This window comes from Anatilimnocola aquadivae, assembly GCF_049819085.1.
Taxonomy (GTDB): domain Bacteria; phylum Planctomycetota; class Planctomycetia; order Pirellulales; family Pirellulaceae; genus Anatilimnocola.
Window position 1 is genome coordinate 7,756,216 of sequence record NZ_CP187419.1, and the last position, 19,736, is coordinate 7,775,951.

Annotated in this window: 11 protein-coding genes; 5 read left to right on the plus strand and 6 right to left on the minus strand. The window is 59.1% G+C overall.

What is annotated here, in order from left to right; all coding sequences use genetic code 11:
* Positions 1 to 58: 58 nt before the first annotated feature.
* The 3 genes from NA78x_RS30710 to NA78x_RS30720 all read right to left on the minus strand — a co-directional run bounded on the left by NA78x_RS30710 (position 59) and on the right by NA78x_RS30720 (position 4,829).
* Positions 59 to 4,012: a DUF6797 domain-containing protein gene (locus NA78x_RS30710; RefSeq protein WP_425616204.1), complete on the minus strand. Its 3,954-nt coding sequence runs from the start codon at positions 4,010 to 4,012 to the stop codon at positions 59 to 61.
* A gap of 67 nt (positions 4,013 to 4,079) precedes the next feature.
* Positions 4,080 to 4,364: a hypothetical protein gene (locus NA78x_RS30715; protein ID WP_425616205.1), complete on the minus strand. Its 285-nt coding sequence runs from the start codon at positions 4,362 to 4,364 to the stop codon at positions 4,080 to 4,082.
* A 30-nt stretch (positions 4,365 to 4,394) separates the two neighbouring features.
* On the minus strand, positions 4,395 to 4,829 hold the full coding sequence (locus NA78x_RS30720) for an acyl-CoA thioesterase (RefSeq protein WP_425616206.1): 435 nt from the start codon (positions 4,827 to 4,829) through the stop codon (positions 4,395 to 4,397).
* Between the two features lie 169 nt (positions 4,830 to 4,998).
* On the opposite strand from NA78x_RS30720, the gene NA78x_RS30725 reads away from it, so the two are divergent.
* From NA78x_RS30725 to NA78x_RS30735, 3 genes are all read left to right on the plus strand, one after another.
* The gene (locus NA78x_RS30725) at positions 4,999 to 6,795 is read left to right on the plus strand and encodes a hypothetical protein (protein ID WP_425616207.1); all 1,797 of its coding nucleotides are present in this window, start codon (positions 4,999 to 5,001) and stop codon (positions 6,793 to 6,795) included.
* Complete coding sequence (locus NA78x_RS30730) at positions 6,795 to 8,516, plus strand: metal-binding protein (RefSeq protein WP_425616208.1); 1,722 nt, start codon at positions 6,795 to 6,797, stop codon at positions 8,514 to 8,516. The genes NA78x_RS30725 and NA78x_RS30730 overlap by 1 nt, the downstream gene beginning before the upstream one ends.
* Before the next feature lie 262 nt (positions 8,517 to 8,778).
* The gene (locus tag NA78x_RS30735) at positions 8,779 to 10,569 is read left to right on the plus strand and encodes a reverse transcriptase family protein (protein ID WP_425616209.1); all 1,791 of its coding nucleotides are present in this window, start codon (positions 8,779 to 8,781) and stop codon (positions 10,567 to 10,569) included.
* Here NA78x_RS30735 and NA78x_RS30740 read toward each other — a convergent pair.
* Both NA78x_RS30740 and NA78x_RS30745 read right to left on the minus strand, forming a co-directional pair.
* On the minus strand, positions 10,566 to 12,812 hold the full coding sequence (locus NA78x_RS30740; RefSeq protein WP_425616210.1) for an ABC transporter permease subunit/CPBP intramembrane protease: 2,247 nt from the start codon (positions 12,810 to 12,812) through the stop codon (positions 10,566 to 10,568). The genes NA78x_RS30735 and NA78x_RS30740 overlap by 4 nt on opposite strands.
* Positions 12,812 to 13,564 (minus strand): ATP-binding cassette domain-containing protein, encoded by a 753-nt coding sequence (locus tag NA78x_RS30745; RefSeq protein WP_425616211.1) that lies wholly within the window; start codon positions 13,562 to 13,564, stop codon positions 12,812 to 12,814. The genes NA78x_RS30740 and NA78x_RS30745 overlap by 1 nt, the downstream gene beginning before the upstream one ends.
* A gap of 214 nt (positions 13,565 to 13,778) precedes the next feature.
* On the opposite strand from NA78x_RS30745, the gene NA78x_RS30750 reads away from it, so the two are divergent.
* Together NA78x_RS30750 and NA78x_RS30755 are read left to right on the plus strand one after the other, a co-directional pair.
* Positions 13,779 to 14,525, plus strand: a complete 747-nt coding sequence (locus NA78x_RS30750; RefSeq protein WP_425616212.1) for a TSUP family transporter — start codon at positions 13,779 to 13,781, stop codon at positions 14,523 to 14,525.
* 45 nt (positions 14,526 to 14,570) lie between these two features.
* Positions 14,571 to 15,524 (plus strand): sensor histidine kinase, encoded by a 954-nt coding sequence (locus NA78x_RS30755; protein ID WP_425616213.1) that lies wholly within the window; start codon positions 14,571 to 14,573, stop codon positions 15,522 to 15,524.
* A gap of 638 nt (positions 15,525 to 16,162) precedes the next feature.
* Here the strand turns inward: NA78x_RS30755 and NA78x_RS30760 are convergent.
* Complete coding sequence (locus NA78x_RS30760; protein ID WP_425616214.1) at positions 16,163 to 19,207, minus strand: dockerin type I domain-containing protein; 3,045 nt, start codon at positions 19,205 to 19,207, stop codon at positions 16,163 to 16,165.
* Between the last annotated feature and the right edge of the window lie 529 nt (positions 19,208 to 19,736).

The following is a 19,736-nucleotide window of genomic DNA, read 5'->3' on the forward strand; positions in this document are numbered from 1 at the left end:
GAGGTCGCACTCGCGGCTCCGAACTAACGGGCAAGAAAAGTTAGTTGCCCGCCACTTGTCACTTGCCAAGGGCATGAATCGTGTTGTGAATCGTGCCGCTGATCGGCTGGCCTGTGGCGGCGCGAAGAGAGTACTTGATCTCCATGCACCACGTGGGCTGCAAGTTGGCTACGTCGAGCGTTAGCGTTTTGCCATCGGACGAAAGCGAAGCGCCGCGCACTGCGAGCTTCTGTTCGTCGTAGTGCTTCGAGCCGTAGTTGGCCGTGCGCTTCAGCGACCAGGTCATCACCTGAAAGCTCTTTGTGTCGAGCGAAGCAGGATCAAGTGGCTCCGTGAACTTCAGCACCAGCGCCGACTTTTTGGCGTGCAGCTCCAGCGGCAAATGCATGGGCTGGCCGGTAGCTCGCAGTCGATATAGCCCGCCGGGACTGGTCGCGTTTCCTGCCCAGGCAAACATGCCGCACAGATAGAGTTGGCCATCGCGCGGATGGAAACGACCGCGCATGACACCGGTCGGGAACAAAGGCACTGGCAACTCGATCAGGCCACCTTGCATCGTGCCGTTCACCTTTTCGTGCGGCACCAGAAACACCTTGCCGTAACCATAGGACAAGTTCAGTAGCGAGCCATTGAGTGGTCCCCACTGTTTGCTGTCCACCCATAACAACTCCGCCGGGCTGCGATCGAAAGCGTTGGTGATCCAGCATAGGGGTGGCACCATCGCGGCGTCGGAAGTGTCTTTTACGTCGTGATAGCCGAGCATGTTGCCGTAGAAGTTCGGCTTGCCACTCGCGGGCACGGTGACCCAATTGATGCGATTCTTTGGGTTCCAGAAGCCTTCCTGATCGGTGACGACAAACGAACCATCGGGATTGAGACACACGCCGTTCGCCGCGCGAAAGCCGTTGGCGAGAATGTCGGTGCGCGAGCCATCTTTGCTTACACGAAGCAGCGTGCCGTGATGGGGCACCGTGGCGGCAATGCCATGGCAGCCCGATTTGGCATAGTAGAAATTTCCCTCGGCATCGGTTTGCAGGCCCATGGCAAATTCATGGAAGTGCTCGGTCACCTGGTGATCGTTGTTCAAGCATTCGTAGAAATCGATCTCGCCGTCGTTGTTCAGGTCGTGCAGTACCGTCAGTTGATCGCGGCAGGTGACGCGGATTTTTCCGTCAACAATTTTCAGACCCAAGGGCTGAAAGAGCCCGGAGGCGATTCGCTGCCAGCTGAGTTTTGGCGGCGCGTTGGCGTTGGCGGCTTGCTCTGCGACGATCCACACGTCGCCATCCCAAGAGCAGACTGCGAGGCGACCATCGGGGAAGAAGTCGAGCCCGCTAAAGCGAGTCTGCGCCAGCCAGGGATTTGCTTCTGGCGCGGTGAGCACGTCGGCGGCGAAGGGACCATCGGTATTGCCGAGTTTCGCTTCGGTTTCCAAGCGCTGCGGCCAGCGAGGCGGGCCGCCTTGCGTGAGTGGCGACAGATCTCGAGCCGCATCGGGAAAGGGAACGTCGCTCCACTGCTGCGCGATGGTAGCGGCATCTGCGTTGGCGATTGCAGCCGTATCGGAAGGGACCCAGACCGTGAAATGCAGCGAATCTTTGCCGGCGGGAATCTTCAGTCGTAGCTTGCCTTGCTCGCTGATCCATCCGGCGTTCGTCGTACGTGGAGCAAAGCCGGCGATGATCGGACCGGAGCGTGAACGAACGGGGGACAAGCCGCGACGAACTTCGCCGGTGTGTTTGCCGGCAAGATCCACTCCAGGTTGTTTGTCTTTTGCCAACGGCCAATGAGCGACGAGCGATTTGTCGGCGGGTAGTTTGTCCGCGACTTCGGTTAGCTGTTTTTGATAGAACCGCACATCAGCAAGCTCGCCCTGAAAGAAGGTTGCCGGTCGAGGGAAATTGGGCGCAGTAAAGCCGATGCGGACGACGCTCTTGGCGAGCGGCCCCTTGGCGGCGAGTGTGCCTTCGCTATCGAGCATGCCATCGACATAGAGTCGCACCTTTTGTTGCGACTTCTGCCAGGTCACGGCCACCTGATGCCAGGCGTCGTCGTCTACCTTCTTCTTGCCGGCGACTGCCCCAACCCAACCAATATCAAACGCCAGCCTGCCGTTGCGCACAAAGAACGACTGGCCATCGGGAACCCACTTGGGGCCGGTTTGCGTCAGCGACCAGATTGTGCCGTCTGCTTTGGTTTTGATGCGAGCCACAAGGGAGAAATCCTGCGACGTCAGGTCAAAGGCTGCGCCGTTGGCAACTTCGAGATACGTATTGCCGTCGAAGGCGAGTTTTTGATCTTGCGCGGCGCTCGTGGGTTCGCTCGGCGGAGCCAACTGCACGGTCGCCGGGCTATTTGCGGCGAGCAGCGAGAGCTTGGCATCCGCAGCCGGATGCTCGGCGACTTGCAACATCAAGTCGCGGTCGCGGGGGCCGATGTTGAACGTACGCAGCATCAGCGGGGCGAGTTTAGCATCGTCGCGCGTGAGCAGAGCGGGCGATTCCAGAATCTCGGTTGTTCCGACGGTGTACGAAAACACGACTTGCTGGCCGTGATGGTACTGGCCGCGATACTTGCCCCAGGTGCGCGGCAGCGGACCATACCGCTTGCCATCGCGGCCCAACACGCGCTGGTCATCTTGAAACGAACCGCTGGCTGGATTGGCCCAACCTGGACCGGTCGAGTTGACGAGAGCCGTTTGGCCGACGAGGCGCGGATGAACTCCGTGCGCACCGTTGAACTGAATTCCCTGCCAGTCGATGAAGTTGTCGTCGGCTTTGCCGGTGCCATTCCAGGCAGCGGCCATTCGCAGCGTATCGGTATCGAACATCTGCCAATGTCGCCCGCGCGACACGCCGCCAGCACCTGGATCGAGCCGCACCGCGATTCCCTTATAGGCCAGATTGTGCGCCAAGCCGGGCACTTCGTAGGTGTGCGCGAGACTCGGGCCATAGTCCATCGCCGACCAGGCAAAGATATTGCTCGGCGCTGGGCCGCGCGTATCGCCCTTGGGCAAGCGCGCGAGCAGCGAAGCATTGACGGCGACGAACTGACTTGGATTATGCGGTCGCAGATAGGTCTCGCGGATGTAGTGAATCACGTCGTACTTTTGCGCAGGAACCATCCACGCTTGCGGAGCCATCAGGCCAAAGCCGTGCGTGAGCGTGCGATACATTGAGAGCGGATCGCTCCCGTTCTTGAACTTGCCTTCGGCAAACCGCAGCGATGTCGGCAGCGAACCGGGTTTGTCTTTGGTGCCGTGGCAGTTGGCACACACGCGCTGATAAATGGCTTCGCCCCTCTTGAGCGCCGCAGGGTTCCAATCGCCAATCAGGGCTGCGTGATCGATCCGCTGTTCGTACTCGGGCACGGTGAACGTGAGCAGCGACTGCGCAGGCTGAAGTTGCTGGGCGCGAGCTGCGCCACCATCACGAATCTCCATTAGGTAGCGAAGCAGATCCAGGAATTGCTGCCTGCTGTTCAGTTGATTTACTTGGCCGGCCGGCATGATCGACGCGGCATTCGCTTTCCACTCTTCAACGTCTGCCATTGCCAAAGTGGTGAGTTCGCCGCCGCGGGCCACATCGCGCAGGACGAACTTCTCTCTGGTCCGCTCCACGAGCAGAGCCGACAACGTGGTGCCATCCGCTTTGACGACCGTTACCGATTCAAAGCCGGGGCGAATGACCTTCGAAGGGAACAGTACCGATTCGACGAGCGACTCGTCGGTCACCTTCGAGCCCAAGGCAGCCAGATCGGGGCCGAGACCCTTTTCATTTGCCTTGCCCACCATGTGGCATTTGCCGCACGACATCTGCTGTTGAAAGAAGACGACTGCCCCCCGACTGGCATCGCCGTCTTGCTTGGCCTGCTGAGCCAACTGTGCCGCGGGAACAATCTTCAGTTCGTCTTCTAGCGATTGAGCCTTTGCCGGGGGAACGAATTCGCCGAGCAACACCACGCACAGGATTGAAACGGCGATCGGCCAGCGGAGAAGGAAGCGGTTGTGCATGAGAGGCTCAGAGGTAGGGGCAGCGACGCGTGGTTTGATGCAGCAATCTTAACATGCTTACCGGGAGTCAAATCACTTTCAACTTGACCACCAACCACCTCACTAGGCTGACCGCCAGCAAGACACTGGCTAGAGCGAAGCCAAACGCGTACAGCAGCAAAGGGATAAAGAGTGCTGGTCCTGAATTCGTATAGTGATACAGCAGCACGCCACCCACAAAACCACCGAGGAGTGCTCCCGACAGAATCGGTGCGGCAATGAAGAAGCGGATGGTCAGCTTGACCCAGTACGACTTTCCAACAGGTGTCTGCGTCGAGTCGTGTGCCGGTGATTCGTAGGGATTGGTTTCCATCCAACGATTCTAATCCAGCAACGGAGTTCCTTAAGCCGACATCAGCCGGCGGAATTTTTGCAGCATGTCGTCGGGAATGGGGGCGGCGCGCATCCCTTCGCCAGGACGGGCCGCGATACAAGCGAGCCGCAAGCGACCGCTGGCAACAGCTTCGCCGGTTCGCGAGACCGCGAAGAGCAAAGTGATGCTACTGGCACGCAGACGTTCGATACTGACGTCAATCGCAAGTTCATCGGCCAGTTGAATGGGAAGCAAGATGTCGCACTCGGCTGCCACGCGCGGCCAGCCTTGCTCGACGCCGTCGTCGCGTCGCCAGAGCATTGGAATTTCCAGCGAGCGAAACAATGCTTGCTCCGCTTCTTCGAAATACCGAAGCAAATTGGCAAAGTGCAAGCCGCCGGTGAGATCGGTCTCGGAGAAGGCGACGCGGCGAATGTGTCGAAATGAAGGAGCGGCAATGGTCATGTCATGAGTCTACCGTGCCGGCGAGTCTCGCCAATTCGCTGCCGAATTTCCTTGAACGCAAATTCGAAGCGAGTTGCCGAAATCTTAGCGCACTTGATTGACGCGAGCGGTTCGCCTCTTCAGAATATCCGCCAACTCGTCGGCACACCTTTTCCTCTTCGGATGCCTGATGGCGCAGCGCTCCACACCCGAGGCAAATCAAGCAGCCCTGAAGCTGGCAGAAGAGTACTTTCGTCAGCGCGACCCACGCTTCGTTGCCAAGTTGCGAGAAGTACGAGACGCCAAACTTCTCGCGCCGTTTGTCGACGTCTGGACCAGCGGACCCAGCGACTGGGTCTGCCAGACCATCAGTGAGTACATCTCGTTGCCGCTCGATGTGACCGGGCATCAACCGGTGGTGAAGCGGCTGTTCAAATGGGTTGAAAAAAACTACTCACAGACTTTGATGGCGGACTTTCTGGTCGCCTTCGATCGCCTGGTGCGGCGCTATCGCCGACGACAAACGCGACACGACTGGGACTCGCGTACGACTTGGGAAGAGGAGACACTCAAACGTCCTTCGAATGTACTGCCCGATGGTGACCTGCAAACGTACACCGATCCGCGCACGGGAAAGCCGTACACCAATCCGCGTACGGGCGAAGTGCGGTACTACCCCACTTACTCACCACGAAATGGCCGACTGTTCAAGTACAGCACGCGCTACTACCTGCGGCGGCGAGCCTGGCGTTATTTTCGGCAATTGGGATTTCGTAGTGCCAATTTCTATCTCTTGGAGATATCGGTTGCACTCGCGAAATACACCGATGCCGATGTTTCGCCGGCCGAACATGCTCTCGATTCTTGGGGCTTAATGCACGCCTGCTTTGGTAAAAGCGAGATGCTGGAAATCACTGTCAGCGATGTTCGCTTGCGGGCAGGTTGCAAATTCAGCGAACTGCAGCCGGCACCGTACTTTCTGAAGCACTGGCAAGCGGCAGATGCTGGGCCGGTGTTGCTGGGTTTAGTAACCGCCGCGAAATCGAGACTGGTTCGCAGTTGGGCCCAGCAGTTGATTCTGGCCCATCACAGGGCAATGCTCAGCAGCGTTGACGTCAACACTGTGCTCCAATTGCTTGAGCATGAAGATAACGAAGTCCAGCAGTTCGCCCTCACGCTGCTGGAGCAATCGCCACAACTGGCAACCTTGCCCATTGCCAATTGGCGGCGGCTGCTGCAAGCCAAAGATCCGTCGCTGCTCGCCGCACTGTGCGATTTGATGCGCCAGCATTTTGCGAGCCAGCAGCAGCCGTTCGAAGTCTGGCTCGACCTGGCGACTTCCGCGGCCGTTCCCGTGGCTCGACTCGGCTTTGATTTTGTCAAAGAGCAGTTCACGGAAGGCAAGCGCTCCTCGCTGATGATGCTTTCTCAGGCTCGCTGCGGTGCGCTCGCGAAGGAGATCACCGACTGGGCACTTCCGCTGCTGGGCGATCCGGCGCACTATAACCGCGATGCCGTGACCTGCTTCTTCGATAGCCTGCTGCCGGAAATGCGAGCCGCAGCTTGGGACTGGTTGCTGCAGCAGGGCAAGAGCAACAACGATCCGGTATTGTTCACGCGGCTGTGCGAAACGCCCTTCGATGATGTGCGATTAAAACTCGTCGACGAACTTCAGCGTCGTTCTTCGTTGCCCGTGAGTGGCCCGCACGACCTGCGCGGTGTTTGGGCGAGCGTGCTATTGGGCGTGCAGCGAGGCGGCCGGCAAAAGCTGAAGGCCGCCACGCAGCTCGCCGCCGCGATCGCCAAGCGCGACGAGTCATCAGCCGACTTGTTGCCCGTGCTGATCGTGGCGCTGCGGTCGATTCGTCCTGCCGAGATGCGGGCTGGTTTGGCGGCCGTTGTGCAATTGCTAGAGCAACGCCCGGACCTGGAAGAAATAATCACGCAGCAGCTACCAGACCTAAAACTCGTCGCGGAGGTGGTCTGATGGAAGTCTTGCTGAAGTATCGTGGCCGCAGCGGATTGAACGAGTCGTTCCTGTCCGAGCGGGGCTTTCAGAGACAAACACTCAGCCTGGCGCCGAATCTCGCCCGCGATCCCGTGGCCTTCGATGCTCCGATCTTGCAGCCCTTGCGATTTCGCGAAGCGATCTCGGCGCTGCACGATGTGGTCATCAGCGACCTTCGTTTCGAACCGAAAGATCACACGGCTTACGAGGCTTGGAAGAAAGCCGAGCAACTGAAATCGGCTGCCCTGCGCCGGGAAGCGTTCAAAAATGCGCAGCAGGAGATCCTCGCTCGCCAGGCGAACATCCCGGCGAATCTCGTCGAGCAATACGAGGATTATCGGAAGAAGTATTGGGCAGCTCGCCAAAAGTATTCGGACTATCTCTTAGAGCATGACAAGGATTTGTGGCGCAAGCTAATGCCCTGCGATCCCGTGGTGACGGTCGCCGACGACGTCGTCTTTTTTGAGTGTTTCTCGGCCGATGAATCCAGCTATGGCTGTCTGTCGGTCAATCGCGGCGATGGCTTTGGCGAATCGCAGCAGTTGAAATTCGGCACCACGAATGTCGACTATTCGTGGGATTTGTACGACCACTTTCAGTCGCTGCGAAACTACCGTGAAACACGCTTCAGCGTCGATCCGGAAGGGATTGAGGTTGCCACGCACTCGCCGGTTGCCACCAACTATCGCGAAGAGAAAATCGATCTTCCCGCCGGTTGGTTGCGGGGCTTTATGCAGGTTCAAGTCGCGATGGGCTTGCCCCTGCGGAAAGTAAGCCTCTCGCGCGAAGCGGTCTACAACATCTTGGCCTGGCACAAACGACACAAGGCGCGCAAGAGTCCGCGAGCCCTGCGATTCGAACTTCAGTCTGGCAAGCCACCCGTGCTGATGATGGAACCGTGGGAACAACAAGTCGTCTCGCATACCACGCGTTACGACGGCCCCGCGGACGGGCCCATTCGTATCTGGGGAACTCGCCGGCTGTTGTCGCTGGCCCGCGTGTTGCCGCTGGTGGATTCGTTCGACGTCTATCTGCTGGGCACGGGCCTGCCCAGCTTTTGGATTGCCCGCATGGGCGAAATGCGACTCACGCTCGGTCTCTCGGGCTGGACGACGAACGACTGGACCAACGCGAGCGCCCTGGATCTACTGTTGCCGGAAGCGGCTCCCGCGAGCGGCATCGTCACACGCGCTGCAGACTATTTGCGAAAAGAAAGGTCAGCCCGATTCGAACAGATTCGCTCGGCCATTCTGTGCGATGCCGCGACCTGTGCGGCGGCACTCAATCAGCTCGCGCGGACTGGGCAAGTGATTCACGATTTAGATGCACGGGTCTATCGCTGGCGACAGATCATGCCGCAGGTCGTTGGTGAGCAAGATCTCGGAGCCGTAAACCCGGAGCAATATGGGGCGAAGCATATCCTTGGTAATCATCCATTCAAGATTGATACCAACGAAATTCGCGAAGGGAAGCGATACCTTCGCGCGGTGGTGCGCGAGCACCCGGTCGAACTAACGCTCGATATGGACGGGCTGATCAAGGAAGGAAAGTGCTCGTGCAGTCACCATCGCAGCGGCGGTTTACGAAGAGGACCCTGCCGGCACTTGCTCGCGCTACGACAAGCCGCCATGCAGGAAACACCGGGAACAGCCGCCCAGCAAGACTGGTACGACGCGTTACTGAAATGGGCGAATAACTAATTCATCGCAAGCAATACAAGAAGGAGACAAGTGATCGGGGTGAGCTGATTTTCTAAGACTTTTTCTGCGGCGTTCCGCCGTGGTTGACGTTGCCTTGTCATGCTTCCCCAAGGCCGTTGTTCGTTTGGCCGGACGTGTATCCACGTCGCTGGACTAAATCAACCCAAGGGTTTCCGCGACGTGGATACACGTCCGGCCTTGAGTGAACGACCTTGGTCCGAGTGTTGAAGTTAGAGATCAGCCGCCCCGATCACAATTTTGCATGGGATTGTTCGATTGGTTCAACAACCTAATCTCGGGCGGCAAGGCCGGCTCGGGTCCCAGCCAGCCGGTGAAGATGTTCGCCGGCGAGGGAGTCTGTCCGTACTGCGGCCAGCGGTTGCTGTCGAGCCAATCGCGCCAGTGCTTTAGCTGCGGAGCCGATTGGCACGACCCGAACAACGTCGTGCTCCGCGGCAAGCCCACACCGCCTCCCCTGAGCACGCCTCCGCCGGTGACAACGAGTTCGCAGTTGCAAGGCGTACAAGCTCCTGGGGTGGTCACCGACTTTCGCGCGCTCGATGCGGCACGTCGGCCTCCGCAGTGGCAGGCGAAGCCGAATCAATTGCTCTCGGGACTCGATGATGCCGGCCCTTATGCGCCCCTGAGCAGCGACCAGATTCGTGCGCAAGCAGCGTGGGGACAGAACCTGCTCTGGGGCAATGGCTGGTTCGGCCGTCGCGACCGCATTCCACCGACGTCAGACAAGCGAACGGAACTCATCGACCGTGGCATGGTCGGCCAGGGACTGATCACGCCGGCGGAACTCGCCGAGATCCATCGCATCGGACTGGAGATGGATCGGATCCGTCCGGAACTCGATCAAGCGCACGAGATGGCGCGCCAGGTGGTGGCGGCCACCAAGGAAGAGAAAGCCGCGATCAAGGCACAGAAGAAAGCCGAAGCCGCCGAGCGGAAACGACAGCGGGCGGTCGCCATCGAGCAGCGCAAGCAGACGGACATTATCTTTCTCGGCCGGGGTGTCTCGCGCGGGCTGGCCGATTGTGCATCCAACCTCCCCAAGCTGATGCAACTGGGCTTGCCGATGCTGGCCACGCCCGGCAATGTCGCGCAGGCACTCGGCATCAGCATTCCGCAACTTCGCTGGCTGGCCTTCCATGCCGAGACGGCCACGCGCACGCACTATGTCACCTTCACAGTGCCCAAGAAGAGCGGCGGGCTGCGTCGCCTTTCCGCGCCGCACCGTCACCTGAAAAAGTGTCAGACTTGGATCCTGCAAAACATTCTGGCCAAGGTACCCGTCCACGACGCGGCTCACGGTTTTGTGCCAGGGCGAAGCACCGTGACGAATGCCCAGGCTCATGTCGGGCAAGCTGTGGTCGTGAACACCGACTTGGCCGACTTCTTTCCAACCATCGGTTTTTCACGAGTCAAAGGTACCTTTCGTTCGCTTGGCTACTCGCCCGCTGTGGCCACGATCCTCGCGCTGCTTTGCACCGAAGCGCCGCGACGAATGGTAGAGTTTCAAGGGAAGACTTATGAAGTGGCAACAGGCCCGCGGGCACTGCCGCAAGGAGCCTGCACAAGCCCGGCGCTCAGCAACCTGGTGACACGCAGGCTCGATAAGCGCCTCAGCGGCATCGGCAAAAAGCTAGGCTGGAACTACACCCGCTATGCCGACGATTTGACGTTCTCGGCCAGCGGCGAGGCCGCGAAGCCCATCGGTTACATACTTGCCCGCGTGCGGCACATTGCTCAGGACGAAGGCTTTGCCGTGAACGAGACGAAGACGCGCGTGCAGCGGCGGCACGTGCGGCAATCGGTCACAGGCGTCGTCGTCAACGACAAGACCAACGTGCCGCGCGATCTTGTGCGTTGCATTCGCGCGATTCTGCATCGTGCGAAAACGGAAGGTCTCGCCCAGCAGAATCGCGACAACATACCGCACTTCGAAAGCTGGCTGACTGGCATGATCGCTTACATCAGCATGCTCAATCCGGACCAGGGACAAACCTTGCGTGCTGCGTACGAGGCACTTGGTTCGCAGAGCTAACTTCGCAACACCGGTTCTGCGGGCAGTTCGTCGGGCTGTGCTCGCCTGCGGGCAATAAAAATCAACAGCGCGCCGACCACTACCAGCACCGTGGCAACCGCGATCAGTTGCCAAGGAAGATGCGTCTGGTCCTTGGGATCGAAGCCCAGTTTTTGAATCTCTTCTTTCCAGCGAGCCATGGCCATCAACCAGCCGTTGTGCACCATGTGCAAGAGCATGCCGGGATAGACGCTGCCGGTGCGATAACAGATCCAGCCTAGCACCAGGCCGAGCATGGCGCTGGAGATGACGCGTTCGAGAATCGCGAGTCCACCCACCGAAAGGTGAAACACGCCAAAGAGCGCTGCAGAAATCAGGATCGCGCCCCAGGCAGGCAGCTTTTGTTGCAAGGCCGTTTGCACGTAGCCGCGGAAGAACAACTCTTCGCCGAAGGCGGGGACGATCGCCATCGCGAGCAGGACGATTGGAAACGGCACCTGTTGCAACTGCTCGATGTACTTCTCCATATTGGGCACGAGCTTGGCGAGTTCTTCGGACGAGAGCGTCGAAAAGCCGTATTGCTGCGCGAACACGATGACCTCGTGGGCAAACGGCCACAAGCTGATGCCAAGCAGCAGCGAGCCGATCAGCGCTAGTGGCGACGGGAGCACCATTCGCCAGGCACTGCTCAGCCGCAGGTGCTGCCATAGTGCCAGACAGAGTGGAATGAAGAAGAAGACGAACCCCGCGCCTGCGGCGGTGAGGATCAACTTCTGTTGCATCGATGCCGAGGCGAATTGGCCCAGCATACCGTTCATGACGAAGTAACTGGGATAGACGAAAGCAACCGCGGTCGCCGCTTGGGCCAGCGTCGCTACCGGTGATGGTTCGGCAGGGCGGCGCAGGAGTTCCGCCCAGCTCCCTTGGCTGCCATACAGAACGGCATCGCTACCAAAGATCTTGGCAGCGAACGCGAGGGCAGCGAGTGCGTAGAGCGCCGTAGTAATCACCGCCGTGGCTGCGGCAATCGGCTCAACTTGATCTTGCAACAAATCCCGCGCTAGGAGCACGATGTTCGCCAGCGGGGTAATGGCCAGAATGCCTTCCAGCTTCAAGCCGGGCAGCAGACTTAAGAAGCCAGGTGCCAGCGCGAGCAACACCAGCGGAATGAGATACGCCTGTGCTTCCTTAAAGCTGCGGGCAAAACTGGTGACCGTGAGCATGACCGCCGAAAAGAACGCAGCGAACAGCAACAGCAGACCGAGCACCGCAAATACCGTTGTCGCCGGCAAGCCCTGCGGTCCCAACAGCAAGGTGCTGAGCCCGCTGGCTTGCAAGGTGATCGTCATAGCGGTGAGGTTGATGACCGCAGTGAGCAGGGCGACGCAGAGCACGGCAAAGTACTTGGCCAGCAACAAGCCGAGCCGGGGCACAGGCGCAGCCATCAGGGCTTCGAGCGTGCCGCGCTCTCGTTCGCCGGCGGTGAGATCGATGGCCGGATAGACCGCGCCGGTAATGGTCATCAGGATCAAGATCAGCGGAATGAGCGAGGCGATTTGAAAGGCTTCGTCATCGGTGTGAATGGGTTGGTGCGTCCAAGAGACGCGCGGGCGAGCATCGCCCCCAAGCTTTTCCAATTCGCGATGCAGTAGCGCATCGTTGGCGGCGCGCAGGCGGCGGTCGATGAACTTGGCCAGGTCGCGCGCGTAAGCGCTCTTGGGCAGATACACTAGGTCGAAGTTCAGCCGCTGCGGATTCTCTGCGTCGGGACGAAACAAGCGAATGGCAACATCGGCCTCGCCACTATTGATGAGGTTGTTGAGGTCGTCATCGAATATCCCGTCGATGCGTTCGAGCTGCGGTTCGGGCAGGGCTTGCTGCAGCAGCGAAGTTGGACCCGGCGCGGACGAAGCAGATTTCGGCGCATCGACATTCTCGCTGGCTGATTTCACCTCGCCTGTTTCGCGTAGCCAGGCATCGCCCAACTGCAGACGCTTTACCAGTTCTAGCAAGTCGTTTTCATTACGGGCCGCGATCTTCCAGCTAACCTCGCTGCCGGGCTTGGCACTCAGCAGCATGAACTGTTGAAAGACGACGGTGATGAGCGGATAGAGGAGCAGCGGCATCAGCACCAAGGTGACGATGGTGCGGCGGTCGCGCAGGGTCTCGCGCAGTTCTTTGCGAGTGAGCCTGAAGACGCGAGTGACCCACGACTGGCGCACACTGCCGGGCTTGAGCGGGAGAAGGCTGGAATCGTGAGCCATTAGTTCTGTGCCTCCTGCAGATCCGCTGCAGAGAGCCCCTTCAAGAACATTTCGGTCAGCGTGTCGCAGCCGGTCCGCTGGCGCAGCTCGGTCATCGTTCCTTCGTGCATCAAGCGTCCTTTGTGCAGCAGACCAAACCGGTCGCAGAGTCGTTCGGCTTCGTCGAGCCGGTGCGTGCTGACGATCACCGCTTTGCCCAAGTTACGGGCGGCGCCGATGAAGTCGAAAATCACCTTGCTGCCGAGCACGTCCAAGCCGCGCGTTGGTTCGTCGAGCAACAGCACCGGCGGATCATGAATGAGCGACCGCGCCAGGTTCACGCGTTGCTTTTGCCCGGTGCTGAGCGTGGCACTGCGGCGATCGATGAACTCTTTGAGATCGAACAACTGGTTGAGCTTCTGCAAGTTCTGCTCGGCGATGTCGTCCGGCACACCGTACAGATCGGCGAAGAACAGCAGCAGCTCGCGCGGCGTCAGCCATTGGTACAAACCGGCGCTAGTGCTCACCAGACCGATGCGGGCCTTCACGGCATCGGGCGATTCGACCGAGCGGAAGCCATCGACCTCGGCATAGCCGCTCGTCGGCGAGAGCAGGCCGAGAATCATCCGCAGCGTCGTGGTTTTGCCGGCTCCGTTCTCGCCGAGCAGTCCGTAGACCTCGCCGCGGGGCACAGCCAGCGACAGACGATCGACCGCGAGCACGTCGCGCCCCGGATTGGGAAACTTTTTGGTCAACTCTTGGACGGTGATCATTGAGCCTCAGCAGCGAGGGCAGTCGGTCGACGGGCAACAGGGCATTATCCGCCGTGCCCCCGCTTTGGGCGATGGGCCTGTGCGCAATTTCTTCACGAAAAGGCAGGAATTGCCATGATGCCGAGAAGAGGCAATCGGCACAGAGTATTCTGGTAAGTTGCTCTTTGCCCACTCCCGCCTTCTATCTTCCTTTCTCACTGTCTGCCCCCTCCAAGTGTCTTCTCTCTTTCTGGTGCTGTTGATTCTGCTGGCCAGCAGCATTGTGCAAGGAGCCGTGGGCTTTGCCGGAGGGCTATTTGGTATTCCGCTCTTGATGCTCACCGGCATCAGTTTGCCCGAGGCGGTGCTCATCAACATGGTGGCCTCGCTCGTGCAAAACGCCCTGGGTGCCTGGCGCTTGCGGCGCGAGATTCCGCTGGCACTTGCCTTTCGCCCGTCGATCATCCGCCTGATCACGCTTCCCTTGGGCGTGGCGACGCTTTACTGGGTTGGCAACGCGAACAAGGATCTGGCCTCGCAAGTCGTCGGCTGCATCATCCTGCTGATTCTCGCCGCCCAATGGCTGCTAAGCGTCCCGCCGCAAGACCACCTGCACTGGGCTTGGGAAGTAGTGGCCTTCGGTATGGGCGGATTCCTGCTGGGACTCTGCGGCATGGGTGGCCCCATGATGGTGCTGTGGGTGATGGCTCATCGCTGGCCGATCATCCGGGCCAAAGCGTTCCTCTATTTCATCTTTGCCACCGGCATGATTCCGCAAGCGTTCTTTCTCTGGCTCTTTTTTGGTAACAGTTTGTTTGCCGCGCTCTGGCTCGGGCTGGCCGGCATTCCGGCCCTCGTTGTTGGCATGCTCATCGGCTTGAAGATCGGCAGTCACTTGCCCGATCATGTGGTCCGCAGGCTGACCATTGGCGTGCTCGTGCTGATTGCAGTCAGCTCGATTCTGGTGCCGATGGTAAGATAGTGGCACGCTTGCTTCTTCCCTCTTCATCACCATTCGCAGCCCGCTATGTTCGAACGTCGCTCGCTCCGTTGGCCCATCACGCTCGGCGTCGTGCTCATCGTCCTCGTCGTGGTGGTGCTCGTCGGTTCGATCCTCACCCTGATTATCGCCGCCCTCGATACCGGTGCAGGCTGGTACTGGGCCTGGCTCTCGATCGGCACCACCCTGCTGACGTTCATCCTGCTGGGCGTAGTCATGTACCTCGTCCTGTCGATCAAGGCGATCAACCTCAGCCGGCGACAGTCGAATTTCATCGACAGCGTGACGCACGAACTCAAATCGCCGATCGCTTCGCTCAAGCTCTACATTCAAACTTTGAATCGCCGGCAGATCAGCCAGTCCGAGCAAGAATCGTTCTTCAAAGACATGCTCGAGGACGTCGAACGACTCGATACGCTGATCAATCACTTGCTCGATGTCGCGCGGCTCGAGCGTGTAGCCAAGCCCGGCGAAGAACAAGACGTCTCGCTCGACGACGTCCTGCGCAGCTGCTCCGAGCAAGTGTGCCTGCGGCATCAGGTCCCCGTCCAGACGGTGCAACTCGATTTGCAACCGGCCATCGTTCGCTGTCGCCGCATCGACCTGGAATTGGTCTTTCGCAATCTGATCGACAATGCGGTGAAGTATGCCGCCGATGAGAACCCTGCCGTCGAAGTGAAAATGGACCTGACTGAGGCCGGGCGAGTGATCGTCCGCGTCAGCGATAATGGCCGCGGCATTCCCCCCGAACAAAGACGCAAGATCTTCGGCCGCTTCGAACGCCTGGGGAGCGAACTCGAACGCGACAAACCCGGCACTGGCCTCGGCCTCTACATTGTCCGCACGTTACTCGCCCGCCTGCGCAGCAAGATTCAGGTGCGCGATCGTCAGCAGGGCCCAGGGACGATGTTCGAGGTCAGCTTACCAGGCAAACCTCGCCCGGCAATTGCACCCGAGACACCCGTACCTGCCGAGCCCTAAGTCACCGCTGATCGCCACCGAACCTCATCACGCTTACGGTCATTCATTTCCCCTTGCTGATCACCTCCTTAGCCCACAACAACCGGTGACAACAGACACGGCTTGATAACTTTTTCGCGAGTTTTTTGCTGATAACTTTCTGCCGCAAGTCCCATAAGAAAAACCACTTCGGTTGACTGATAACCCGTTTTTGCCGTGCCGCGCGATAACCATTTGATAACCACTTTTCACTGCCATTTTGGCACTCGGGAACCGCGCGATGCCTGACGTTCTGTTCCTTGCTTGGGAAATTAAACATCCCTAAATTGGACATCAATCGACAGTATCTAATTGCCACTTGCGACGAACGTCGAATTCAGTGATCGCAAAGTCGATTACTGCATATCCTGGACATTGCAAAACTCTAGTGACGAGAATGCTTTTCGCTGGCAGACAGGGTTGCCATCGCACGGCCATTGTTTGCAGGCATTTGCTGGATGCGCGCAGGGTCGCCAACGGCCTCGTTTCTCGCCGCTACTCGTTCCACCACATTTCCGAAGAACAATCCGACATTTGCGCAAAGTGCTGATCTTTTGTCAACACTGTCACAAGTAGGTTCTTGGGAATAGGTGAATGACTAGCTGCCTAAGGCCGGCACCCTATCCCGCAGCAGGTGGCTGGCCGCCGAGATTGGCGAGGCGATCTTGGTCGCCCGAAAGAACCGCCAGCAGTTGTTCGAACCGGGCTCGCAGCAACTGAGCCTTGCGAGCCGGCACAATGTCCGCTTCCTCGCGGCTCAAGCGCAAGTCTCGCAGCCGTTCGAGCAACGGAGAAATGCCCGTGGTCGATGTCGTGGCCAGAGCCGGAATCAATTCCGACTCCGTATCGCTGTCGCTCTCTTGATAGGCGAGCGGATCGGCATTACCGAACAGGGTGAACTCGCTCGCGTTGTCGTCGTTGCCGGTGGCCAGCACGAACTCTTCATGATCGTGCTGATCGTGCTCAATCCCGTGGTGGTCGAAACCATCTAGTTCGAAGTGAGCTTCCACCAGATCTTCGACGTGTACATGATCGTGATGGTCTTCACGGATCGGCGTGCCGTGGAAGGGAAGGCGGGCAAAGTACTCGTCGGCCGTTTGCGCGGGGGCTAATTCTCCACCGCCGCTACCACCATTGCCGTTGCCGCCAGCCACAATCGCCGGGGGCGTTGTCGGGGGAGCTACTGCTTCGCCGCCACCACCACCTCCGCCGCCAATCGGGTTCTGATTGAGGTAGTTGATCACCAACAGGGCATCGAAGGCCGTGCACTTGTTGTTATTGTCGACATCCAGGTAGTGGCCGGGAATCGCTTCGCTGGCCACCAGGGTGTTGCCGGCGGGATGCAGATTGAGGTAGTTGATAATCAGCAGCGCGTCGAAGGCTGTGATGCCGCCACCGCCGGTGGTATTCAGCGGATCCAGCAAGTTATGCCAAGGATTGCCGCCGAACTGATAGGCAAAGTACAAGTTCGCCGGGGGACCGCCATTCGCGGGAATGGTAATGGTGGTCCGGCCTTCGAGCGGCGTGATCGCGTTGTAATTCGGCGAAGCCGGCACGATCTTCAGGTTGTAGGTGCCTGCTGGCAACGCGGCCAGCGAAAAGCTGCCGTCCGGGTTGGTTGTGGTCGAAGTGGCTGGGCCCCAGTTCAGGCTGTCGAACATCACTTCGGTTTCAAGATGCCCGCGGGCAATCACGTACTTGATATCGGCCACGCCATGCGTGATCGACATCATTTCGCTTTGTCCGACACCCAGGGCCCCCGTGGTGTAGCGACCGATCAGGTTATTGTTCGCATCGTACGCTTCCAGCTGACCGACGCTTCCCTTGCCCGAGCCAATCGCGGCACTGATCGCTCGCAAGCTGACCGAAGTGACGGGCGAGGCAAACTCAATTTTTAGACGGCGGTCGAAGAGCAGCGTATTAGTGTTCGACGGATTGCGTAGCGTGCCGTAGGTCTCGTTGGCGGTGCTGCCCGCGTAGAAGATCGAGCCACCGGCCCGCGAGCTAATCCGCGACATCACCAGATCGCCACCAGCGGTGACGCCGATAGTGCTCAGGGTGACCCCGGGCATGATCGTGTTCAGCACCGTGTTATTGGCATAATCGCTGGGGCGCAGCGAGTGGGCGAGTGTCAGCAGATGGTCGTCGAGATCGCGGACCTCAAAGCCCCAATCGCCCAGGCCCGGTTCGTTGGCATCCCACCGGCCGTTGCCGTTGTCGTCGCGATACGCAAACCCGCTCACGGTTCCCGGACTCGTCGTCAGCTGCGGCGGAGTAGCTTCGCCGGGCGAGTTGATTTCGGCCGTGAAAATATCAGACGAAGCGCCGGTGCGGCCGTCGAAGGTGCGAATCTGCAGCGTGTGTTCGCCGGCCGTGATCGGAATCGAAAGATCGAAATTGGCAGTCGTCGGCGTATCGACAAAATCGGTGATCGTCGTCCAACTACCGCCATCCAGCGAGTACTCGGCCCGGCGAATCTTGTTGATCGAAATGTCGTTGTACACGACGTTAGCATTCGGGCCGCCGAACGTGTTCTTGTTAGGCAGAGTGCGAACGCTGCTGGTGCCTTGAAAGCGGTAAGTCCCTGTGCTCGAGTTGTACGAGCCCTTGCCAATGAGCGTGAAGCTGACGTCGTTGACGTCCAGCACACCATCGCCGTCCGAATCTTTCCAGCCAATGGCCTCTTTCGACGAAGTCGAGCTGATGTGTTCGAGCCAGGCCTGCAACTGTCCGCTGCCGGTCGCCATGATGCTCGGCTGTTGCACGCCCAGGAAGTTCTCGGTGGGGTTGCCGTTCGCGCCGTTGGTATTTTGCGTGTTGTAGTAGCCCGACTTGGCCCCGTACGAATGGCCGTTCGAGTACTCATCGAGGGCATAGAACATGTGCCCCACTTCGTGGGCAAACGTCATCGCCGGACGATCGGAAGGGACCACCACGAACTGCCCACCCAAAAAGGCGAAGGCCCCGCGATAGTTCACTTCGTCGGGTGCGGGGGACGGATTGAGTGGGAAGAAGTCGTCGCCATCGTTGGTGCTGTTCGCCACAAAAATGGTGAAGGCCCAATCGGTGTTGTGCTTCTCGCGCTGGAAGTTGTTGAACGCCTTGATGTCTTTGTAGATATCGAGGCTCTGAGCAAAGTTCACGTCGGGTCGATCGAGAAAATCGTTGACCCACAGTTCGTGTACCGACGAGTACCGATTGATCGGCTCGTACATCGTCTCGACGGGGTCGAGCGCCCAAGTCCAGTCGTACTTGAAGTTCACCAGCGGCAAGGCCGGGTTACTATAAAACCCACTGATGTTGTTGAACGTATCTTTCCACCAAGTCATGCCTTCTTGCACTTTGGCTTGCAAGGCATTGATGGTGGACGCGGTCCAGTTTTCGGTGCTCGGATCGGCGCCGGGTAGCGTCGGGTCCGACTCCATCAGCACGACCGTAATCAGAATGTCGCCCAGCATGTACTCGGCTGTGTCATCCGGAAACGCGCCCAAGGGGGCGAACACTGTCCGGGCTTCGAGCGTTTCGAAGAAGGCTCGTCGACGCATGCCGCTGCTAGCAGGTCCACCGCTAGCACGGACCGTGCGGCGCGGTTTCGCGGCGGTTTCGCCAGCCTGGGCCGCTTGGTGAACGGTTGGCTGGGTACGACGGTGGGAAAGGAATTGCATGGAGATGTAGGTCCAACCAGACGGAGACTCACCCCTGTGACGCGTTCCGGCACGCCCCAAGGAAAGATTTGAATCCAATTACCCGCTGGCGAGCGCCATCGCATTCCTTCGACTAAGCGCCCATCGACTAAGGGTCTATCGTAAGCAGACTGTACGCACAAAACAATCTTCAGACGTTCGATCCCTTGGTTTCGTTCCCCACCTCAGCGGTTTTTAGCAAATTTGCTGATAGCAGCAGGGCTTGCCCCCATTCCGGGTGTCGATTGCCTTCAGTGCAACTCGATTGGCCTCACAATCGAGTCAATTCGGGCGACCGGCTCCCCGTAACGTGCCGCCGCTGGGCGGGTACTAAGAATAAGAATGGCCTGCTGCAGCGAATGTACTCAGAGAAGCAGATTTGGCGGTTATTTGCCGGCCGCGGAGCGAAGCAGCCGGTGATAATGCAAGTAGGCGACTGCCGGCGGATTTAGTTGGTCCAAAGGCCCCAGCCAGTTAAACTGGGAATTGTGTGCAAACTCTTCTCTCGCCA

Excerpts from the sequence above, each read along its gene's own strand:
- NA78x_RS30740 (WP_425616210.1), bottom strand. The coding sequence starts at position 12,812 with ATGGCTCACGATTCCAGCCTTCTCCCGCTCAAGCCCGGCAGTGTGCGC.
- NA78x_RS30710 (WP_425616204.1), bottom strand. The coding sequence starts at position 4,012 with ATGCACAACCGCTTCCTTCTCCGCTGGCCGATCGCCGTTTCAATCCTG.
- NA78x_RS30760 (WP_425616214.1), bottom strand. The coding sequence starts at position 19,207 with ATGCAATTCCTTTCCCACCGTCGTACCCAGCCAACCGTTCACCAAGCG.
- NA78x_RS30725 (WP_425616207.1), top strand. The coding sequence starts at position 4,999 with ATGGCGCAGCGCTCCACACCCGAGGCAAATCAAGCAGCCCTGAAGCTG.
- NA78x_RS30730 (WP_425616208.1), top strand. The coding sequence starts at position 6,795 with ATGGAAGTCTTGCTGAAGTATCGTGGCCGCAGCGGATTGAACGAGTCG.
- NA78x_RS30755 (WP_425616213.1), top strand. The coding sequence starts at position 14,571 with ATGTTCGAACGTCGCTCGCTCCGTTGGCCCATCACGCTCGGCGTCGTG.
- NA78x_RS30735 (WP_425616209.1), top strand. The coding sequence starts at position 8,779 with ATGGGATTGTTCGATTGGTTCAACAACCTAATCTCGGGCGGCAAGGCC.
- NA78x_RS30715 (WP_425616205.1), bottom strand. The coding sequence starts at position 4,364 with ATGGAAACCAATCCCTACGAATCACCGGCACACGACTCGACGCAGACA.
- NA78x_RS30745 (WP_425616211.1), bottom strand. The coding sequence starts at position 13,564 with ATGATCACCGTCCAAGAGTTGACCAAAAAGTTTCCCAATCCGGGGCGC.
- NA78x_RS30720 (WP_425616206.1), bottom strand. The coding sequence starts at position 4,829 with ATGACCATTGCCGCTCCTTCATTTCGACACATTCGCCGCGTCGCCTTC.